Source organism: Streptomyces phytophilus, from assembly GCF_013870535.1.
Lineage (GTDB): Bacteria > Actinomycetota > Actinomycetes > Streptomycetales > Streptomycetaceae > Streptomyces > Streptomyces phytophilus.
In genome coordinates, this window is the sequence record NZ_JACBXC010001232.1 from 1 (window position 1) to 1,766 (window position 1,766).

General features: G+C 71.6%; 3 protein-coding genes and 1 pseudogene. All 4 read right to left on the reverse strand.

The genetic code is table 11. The features are described from left to right. Positions 1 to 209 precede the first annotated feature (209 nt). Entirely contained in the window at positions 210 to 830 is a 621-nt protein-coding gene (locus H5J30_RS31115) for a GTP-binding protein (protein WP_181790861.1), read from the reverse strand. Further along, entirely contained in the window at positions 811 to 1,164 is a 354-nt protein-coding gene (locus H5J30_RS31120) for a DUF742 domain-containing protein (RefSeq protein ID WP_181790863.1), read from the reverse strand. Before H5J30_RS31120 ends, H5J30_RS31115 begins: the two co-directional genes overlap by 20 nt. After that, complete coding sequence (locus H5J30_RS31125; protein WP_018838691.1) at positions 1,161 to 1,547, reverse strand: roadblock/LC7 domain-containing protein; 387 nt, start codon at positions 1,545 to 1,547, stop codon at positions 1,161 to 1,163. The genes H5J30_RS31120 and H5J30_RS31125 overlap by 4 nt, the downstream gene beginning before the upstream one ends. 19 nt (positions 1,548 to 1,566) lie before the next feature. Next, a pseudogene (locus H5J30_RS36100) lies at positions 1,567 to 1,766 on the reverse strand (ATP-binding protein); the annotation flags it as partial.

Consider the following 1,766-nt stretch of genomic DNA (forward strand, 5'->3'; position numbering starts at 1 on the left):
CGGCGACGGGCAGCGCGGCGGCCAGGGGCACCCCGGACGCGAGCGCGAGGAAACGGCGGCGGCTGAAACCCGGGGTGCTGGTGAAACGAGACAAGGGGCCTCCCAGTGAGCGGTGCCAGTCCTGAGCGACGCGTGGGGGGCCGCCCCAACATAGGGGCGTACGGGCACGGTTGAAACCTCTTGCGGCTACCTCGGGGCCCGATCGGGCGTCAGGACGCCTCCGTGGTCAGGGCGATGGAGTGCAGGAAGCGCACCAGGGACTTCAGGACGCTGCGGGAGGAGTCGCGGTCACGCGCGTCGCAGGTGATGAGCGGCACGTGCTCGGGCAGGTCGAGCGCGGACCGTATCTCGTCCAGGGAGTGGTACGGGGCGTCCGGGAAGCGGTTGACGGCGACGAGGAACGGCACCGCGCCCTCCTCCAGCCGGCCCAGCACGTCGAAGCAGGCTTCGAGCCTGCGGGTGTCGACCAGGACCACGGCCCCGAGCGCGCCCTCGAAGAGGCCCTGCCACAGGAACCAGAAGCGCTGCTGGCCGGGCGCGCCGAACAGGTAGAGCACCATCCGCTCGTTGAGGCTGATCCGGCCGAAGTCCATGGCGACGGTCGTCTCGCTCTTGTCCGGGACGCCGGCGAGGTGGTCCACGCCCTCGCCGGCCCGGGTCATCGTCTCCTCGGTCGTCATCGGCTCGATCTCGCTGACCGCGCCGACCATGGTCGTCTTCCCGACGCCGAACCCGCCCACGACCACGACCTTGACCGACGTCGTGGCCGACGCCGGGAGGAGGTCCTCGCTGCGCGGACCCACGACTGCGTCAAAGCTGTTCGAGTCCATCCATTACTTCCTCGAGAAGCCGCAGGTCTGCCACGGGCGGCACGGAGGAGCGGATCTCGACCGCGCCCTCCGCCATCAGGTCCGCGACGAGCACCGCCACCGCGCTGAAGGGCAGGCGCAGATAGGCGGTCAGCTCGGCGACGGACAGCGGCGCACGGCACAACCGGACGATGGCCGCGCGCTCGGGCTGCATCCCGGGCACCGGCTGCGCCCGCGATATGACGAGGGTGACCAGGTCGAGTGCGCCCTGGGCGGCGGTTCCGCTGCGTCCGCCGGTGATGACGTAGAGCCGTTCGGGACCGTCGTCGTGCCACTCGTGGTCCGCTTCCGTCATATGGCCTGTCCGTCGCTCCGCGGTGGGCTTGTCAGGTGTGCCCCGATGCGTGCCACGAGATCGCGCATGCGCTGGCCCATCAGGCCCGCGTCGACCCCTTCGTCGGCCGCGACCGCCAAGTACGCCCCGGCGCCCGCGGCCATGAGATAGAAGAAGCCGCCGCTGACCTCGATGACCAGCATCCGCATCTTGCCGTTGCTGTCCGGGAACACGCTCGCGATCGACTTCGCCAGGCTCTGCAGCCCGGCGCAGGCGGCGGCGAGCCGGTCGGCCGTGTCCGGCTCGGTGCCGTGCTGTGCCATCCGCAGCCCGTCGGAGGACAGGACCACGACGTGCCGGGTCTCGGGGACGCTCTCGGCCAGATCCCGGAGCATCCAGTCCATGTCCGCTCGCTGCGCCACGTCAGTCCTCCTCGCCCGATGATGGATTCGCCGGTTCCGCTGCTCCGCCGCCCGGTCGGCGGTGGGCGGAGCCTTCCGGGGCTATCGCTCCGGCTGCCCCGTCCCCGCCGGGGGCCTGTGCGTCCGGCTCCTTCGGCTCCGCCGCGTCGTCCGCGCCCCCGGCCTCCGGTTCGCCCTCCAGCCCGCGGGTGAAGTCGCCGA

Excerpts from the sequence above, each read along its gene's own strand:
- H5J30_RS31125 (WP_018838691.1), bottom strand. The coding sequence starts at position 1,547 with ATGGACTGGATGCTCCGGGATCTGGCCGAGAGCGTCCCCGAGACCCGG.
- H5J30_RS31115 (WP_181790861.1), bottom strand. The coding sequence starts at position 830 with ATGGACTCGAACAGCTTTGACGCAGTCGTGGGTCCGCGCAGCGAGGAC.
- H5J30_RS31120 (WP_181790863.1), bottom strand. The coding sequence starts at position 1,164 with ATGACGGAAGCGGACCACGAGTGGCACGACGACGGTCCCGAACGGCTC.